Genomic DNA, 4,972 nt, shown 5'->3' on the forward strand with positions numbered 1-4,972 from the left:
CACCTCCAGGTAGTCGCGGTACTCGTTGCGGGCGAACAGCTTCGCCGCGTACTCGCTGACCGGCTGACCCACGGTGACCAGTTGCAACGCGACAACATCGAGCTGCTCGCCCCGGGGCTTGAAGAAGTCCGCCAGGCAGAGCCGCCGCTCCTGCCGCTGCCGGGGGAACGAGAACCGGGCGCGCTCCGCGTGCCCGTTCTCGTCGAGCACCACCAGGTCATTGCCTTCGGAGTACGCCGGGAAGTAGCCGTACACCACGGCTGCCTCAAGGACCTGGTCGGCGATCAACCGGTCCAGCCAGTACCGCAGGCGCGGGCGGCCCTCGGTCTCGACCAGTTCCTCGTAGGAGGGTCCGCTGCCGCCCCGGGCGCCGCGCAGGCCCCACTGCCCGGAGAAGGTGGCCCGCTCGTCGAGCAGCGCCGCGTAGTCGGCCATCGGCACGCCCTTGACCACCCGGGTGCAGAAGAACGGCGGGGTGGGCACCGCCACGTCGGCGGCGACGTCGGAGCGGACCGAGGAGTCGGGCAGCTCCGGCAGCGACGTGCTGACCACCGAGCGCTGCCGTTCCCGGCGCGCCCGCCGGGCCGCGAGGGCCGCCTCCCGCTCGGGGTCGATCACCGGCGCGCCGCCACGCTTGGCGGTCATCACCCTGTCCATCAGGGACAGACCCTCGAACGCGTCCCGCGCGTAGTGCACCTGCCCGGGGAACATCGCGCGCAGGTCGTCCTCGACGTACGCGCGGGTCAGCGCCGCCCCACCCAGCAGGACGGGCCACCGCTCGGCGACCCCGCGGGTGGCCATCTCGGCCAGGTTCTCCTTCATGATGACGGTGCTCTTCACCAGCAGCCCGGACATGCCGATCGCGTCGGCGCGGTGCTGCTCGGCGGCATCCAGGATGGCGCTGATCGGCTGCTTGATGCCGATGTTCACCACCTCGTAGCCGTTGTTGGACAGGATGATGTCGACCAGGTTCTTGCCGATGTCGTGCACGTCGCCGCGCACTGTGGCGAGCACGATGCGGCCCTTGCCGCCGTCCTCCGCGGTCTCCATGTGCGGTTCCAGGTAGGCCACCGCGGTCTTCATCACCTCGGCGGACTGGAGCACGAACGGCAGCTGCATCTGGCCGGAGCCGAACAGCTCACCGACCACCTTCATGCCGTCCAGCAGGATGTCGTTGATGATCGACAGCGGGGACCGGCCGCCGGCCATCGCGTCGTCCAGGTCGGCCTCCAGGCCGTTGCGCTCACCGTCGATGATCCGCCGCTTGAGCCGTTCGTCCAGCGGCAGCGCGGCCAACTCCTGGGCCCGGCTGGCCCGGGCGCTGGTCACGTCGACGCCCTCGAAGAGCTCCAGGAACCGCTGCACCGGGTCGTATCCCTCGCGGCGCCGGTCGTAGACCAGGTCCAGGGCGACCTCGCGCTGCTCGTCGGGGATCTTCGACATCGGCAGGATCTTGCTGGCGTGCACGATCGCCGAGGTCAGGCCGGCCTGCACGCACTCGTGCAGGAACACCGAGTTGAGCACCTGCCGGGCCGCCGGGTTGAGGCCGAAGGAGATGTTCGAGATGCCCAGGGTGAAGTTGACGCCCGGGTAGCGGCGGGCGATCTCCCGGATCGCCTCGATCGTCTCGAGGCCGTCGCGGCGGGTCTCCTCCTGCCCGGTGGCGATCGGGAAGGTCAGCGCGTCGATCAGGATGTCGGAGCGGTCCATCCCCCACCGGCCGGTCAGGTCGTCGATCAACCGGGCCGCGACCCGGACCTTCCACTCCTGGGTACGGGCCTGGCCCTCCTCGTCGATGAGCAGCGCCACCACCGCCGCGCCGTGCTCACGGACGATCGGCATCACCCGCGCGTACCGGGACTCGGGGCCGTCGCCGTCCTCGAAGTTCACCGAGTTGACCACGCACCGCCCGCCGAGCATCTCCAGCCCGGCCTCGACGACCGCCGGCTCGGTGGAGTCCAACATGATCGGCAGGGTCGACGCGGTGGCGAACCGGCCGGCCAGCTCCCGCATGTCCTGGGTGCCGTCGCGGCCGACGTAGTCCACGCAGAGGTCGAGCAGGTGCGAGCCGTCGCGCGCCTGGCTGCGGGCGATCTCCACACAGGCCCGCCAGTCACCGGCGAGCATCGCCTCCCGGAACGCCTTCGAGCCGTTGGCGTTGGTCCGCTCCCCCACCATCAGCACCGACGCGTCCTGGGCGAACGGCACCGGGTGGTACACCGAGGACACACCCGCCTCGTGTCGGGGCTCGCGGGCCGGGGCGGTCACGCCGTGCAGCCGCTCGGACAGCACCTGGATGTGCTCCGGGGTGGTGCCGCAGCAGCCGCCGACAAGCCCCACGCCGTACTCGGTGACGAACCGCTCCAGGGCCTCGGCCAGCTCCACGGGAGTCAGCGGGAAGTACGCCCCGTCGGCGGTCAACACCGGCAGGCCGGCGTTCGGCATCACCGACAGCGGGATGCGGGAGTGCTGCGACAGGTACCGCAGGTGCTCGCTCATCTCGGCCGGGCCGGTCGAGCAGTTGAGCCCGATCAGGTCCACGCCCAGCGGTTCGATCGCGGCCAGGGCCGCACCGATCTCGCTGCCGACCAGCATCGTGCCGGTGGTCTCCACGGCGACGTGACAGATGATCGGCACCGACTGGCCCAGCTCGGCCATCGCCCGCTTCGACCCGACCACCGCCGCCTTGACCTGGAGCAGGTCCTGGCAGGTCTCGATGATCAGCGCGTCCGCGCCGCCAGCGATCAGACCGGCGGCGTTCTCCTGGTAGGCGTCGCGCAGGGTCGAGTAGTCGGCGTGCCCGAGGGTGGGCAGCTTGGTGCCCGGCCCGATCGAGCCGAGCACGAACCGGGGCCGCTGCGGGGTGCTGGCCGCGTCGGCGGCCTCCCGGGCGATCCGCGCGCCCGCCTCGGACAACTCGCGGATGCGCTGCGGGATGTCGTACTCGGCGAGGTTGGCGAGGTTGGCGCCGAAGGTGTTGGTCTCCACGCAGTCCGCACCGGCGGCCAGGTAGGCGTCGTGCACCCCGCGCACCACGTCCGGGCGGGTGACGTTGAGGATCTCGTTGCACCCCTCGAGCCCGTCGAAGTCGTCGAGCGTGAGGTCCGCGGCCTGGAGCATCGTGCCCATCGCACCGTCGGCGATGAGAACCCGCTCAGCCAGCACATCCATCAATGAAGTCCGCACCCGTTCAGGTTAGTGCGATTCGGCCGGACTCCACGACCATCCTCGAGCGATCCCCTATTGTGTCACGGGGATCACCCTGTCTGGTTCGTTCGGGTATGACCTGCTGTCGGAGCGGCCGACCGGCGCGGCCGACGGGCCGTGCCCCCGCCCTGCACGTAGGCTGACGGACGTGAAGGACAACAGGGACGCCACCGTGCACCACGGCATGACGACCGGGCGCGGTCCCGGCGCCAGCCGCGACGAGCAGGGTGAGGTGACGGCGTGACCGAGTTCGACGGACTGCCGGTGCTGCGGTCCCCCGTGGCGATCGCCGCGTTCGAGGGCTGGAACGACGCCGCCGACGCGTCCACCGCCGCTGTCGAGCACCTGGAGCAGGTCTGGAACGCCCGGCAGATCGCCGAGTTGGATCCGGAGGACTTCTACGACTTCCAGGTCAGCCGGCCCACCATCACCATGGCCGACGGGGAGACCCGGCGGGTGGAGTGGCCGACGACCCGGTTCATGGTGGCCAGCCCGGAGGGCACCGACCGCGACGTGGTGCTGATCCGCGGCATCGAGCCGAGTATGCGCTGGCGGACGTTCTGCGAGCAGGTGCTGGAGATCTGCCACAGCCTGGAGGTGGAACGGGTGGTGCTGCTCGGCGCGTTGCTGGCCGACGTTCCATACACTCGGCCGTTGCCGATCAGCGGCAGCGCCTCGGACGCGCAGGCCGCCGAGCGCTACCAGCTCACCCCCACCCGGTACGACGGCCCGACCGGCATCGTCGGCGTGCTGCACGACGCGTGCACCCGCGCCGAGGTGGACGCCGTCTCGTTCTGGGTGCACGTGCCGCACTACGCCAACAACCCGCCCTGCCCGAAGGCCACCCTCGCCCTGCTGCACCGGGTCGAGGAGGTCGTCGACCTGCCGGTGCCGATGGCCGACCTGGCCGAGGAGTCCGCCGAGTGGGAGCAGCGGGTGCGCAGCGCCGCCGAGCAGGACGCCGAGTTGGGCGAGTACGTCCGCGAGCTGGAGGAACGGGTCGGCGACGAGGGCATCACCCCGTTGACCGGTGACGAGATCGCCCAGGAGTTCGAGAAGTACCTGCGCCGCCGGGGCGGTTCCGCCGGCCCCACCGCCGGTTCCTGGTAGCCGCCGCTCCCCTGCGGGCCTTCGGACCTTTGTGGTCCGGGGGCCCGTTTTGGCGTGTCCGGGGTGGCGCCGTCACACCCGCTAGGGCATCCTAGGAACCTAGATGTGATCAAGGAGGCGGGTGTGCAGATCAACCCCGGGGCCGCCGAGTTCCCGCACCGACAGATCGCCGCGCAGCTCAAGGCCCAGGTCCGCCGCGGCGACTGGGGGCCGGGCGAGCGGCTGCCGTCCATCCCGGCCATCGCCGAGATGTTCGGCGTCGCCAAGCAGACCGTGCAACGCGCCGTCGACCAGCTGCGGGTCGAGGGCATCCTGATCACCAAACCCGGCTCCGGTACGTACGTCCGGGGCACCCGCCGCCGACTCAACCGCCTCTCCCGGGGCCGCTACGGCGGCTTCCGCGGCTACCACACCGACCTGGCCGCCCGGTACCGGCAGCAGCTCGTCTCCGTCGGGCCCGCCCCCGCCCCCGCCGAGGTGGCCGACGCCTTCGGCGTGTCCGACGGCACCAGCCTGCTGTGCCGCCGGCACCTCGTACGCACCGACGACTCCCCCGTCGAGGTGGGCGCCTCCTGGTTCCTGCCCCGCGACACCACGGGCACCTCCCTGGAGCGCACCGAGGCGTTCGGCCGACCGCACTACCAGGAGGCCGAGG

The 4,972-nt window shown here is 71.2% G+C and carries 3 protein-coding genes; 2 read left to right on the plus strand and 1 reads right to left on the minus strand.

The genetic code is table 11. From position 1 onward, the window contains the following. On the minus strand, window positions 1-3,186 hold a 3,186-nt coding region (gene metH, locus KBX53_RS22035; protein ID WP_210861383.1), incomplete at its 3' end, for a methionine synthase. A 261-nt stretch (window positions 3,187-3,447) separates the two neighbouring features. Here metH and KBX53_RS22040 point away from each other — a divergent pair. Continuing rightward, the gene (locus KBX53_RS22040; RefSeq protein ID WP_030332815.1) at window positions 3,448-4,317 is read left to right on the plus strand and encodes a PAC2 family protein; all 870 of its coding nucleotides are present in this window, start codon (window positions 3,448-3,450) and stop codon (window positions 4,315-4,317) included. A 123-nt stretch (window positions 4,318-4,440) separates the two neighbouring features. Then, the coding region (locus KBX53_RS22045; protein WP_210861384.1) for a GntR family transcriptional regulator at window positions 4,441-4,972 on the plus strand (532 nt) is incomplete at its 3' end.

The organism is Micromonospora sp. M51 (genome assembly GCF_018070305.1).
Taxonomy (GTDB): domain Bacteria; phylum Actinomycetota; class Actinomycetes; order Mycobacteriales; family Micromonosporaceae; genus Micromonospora; species Micromonospora parva.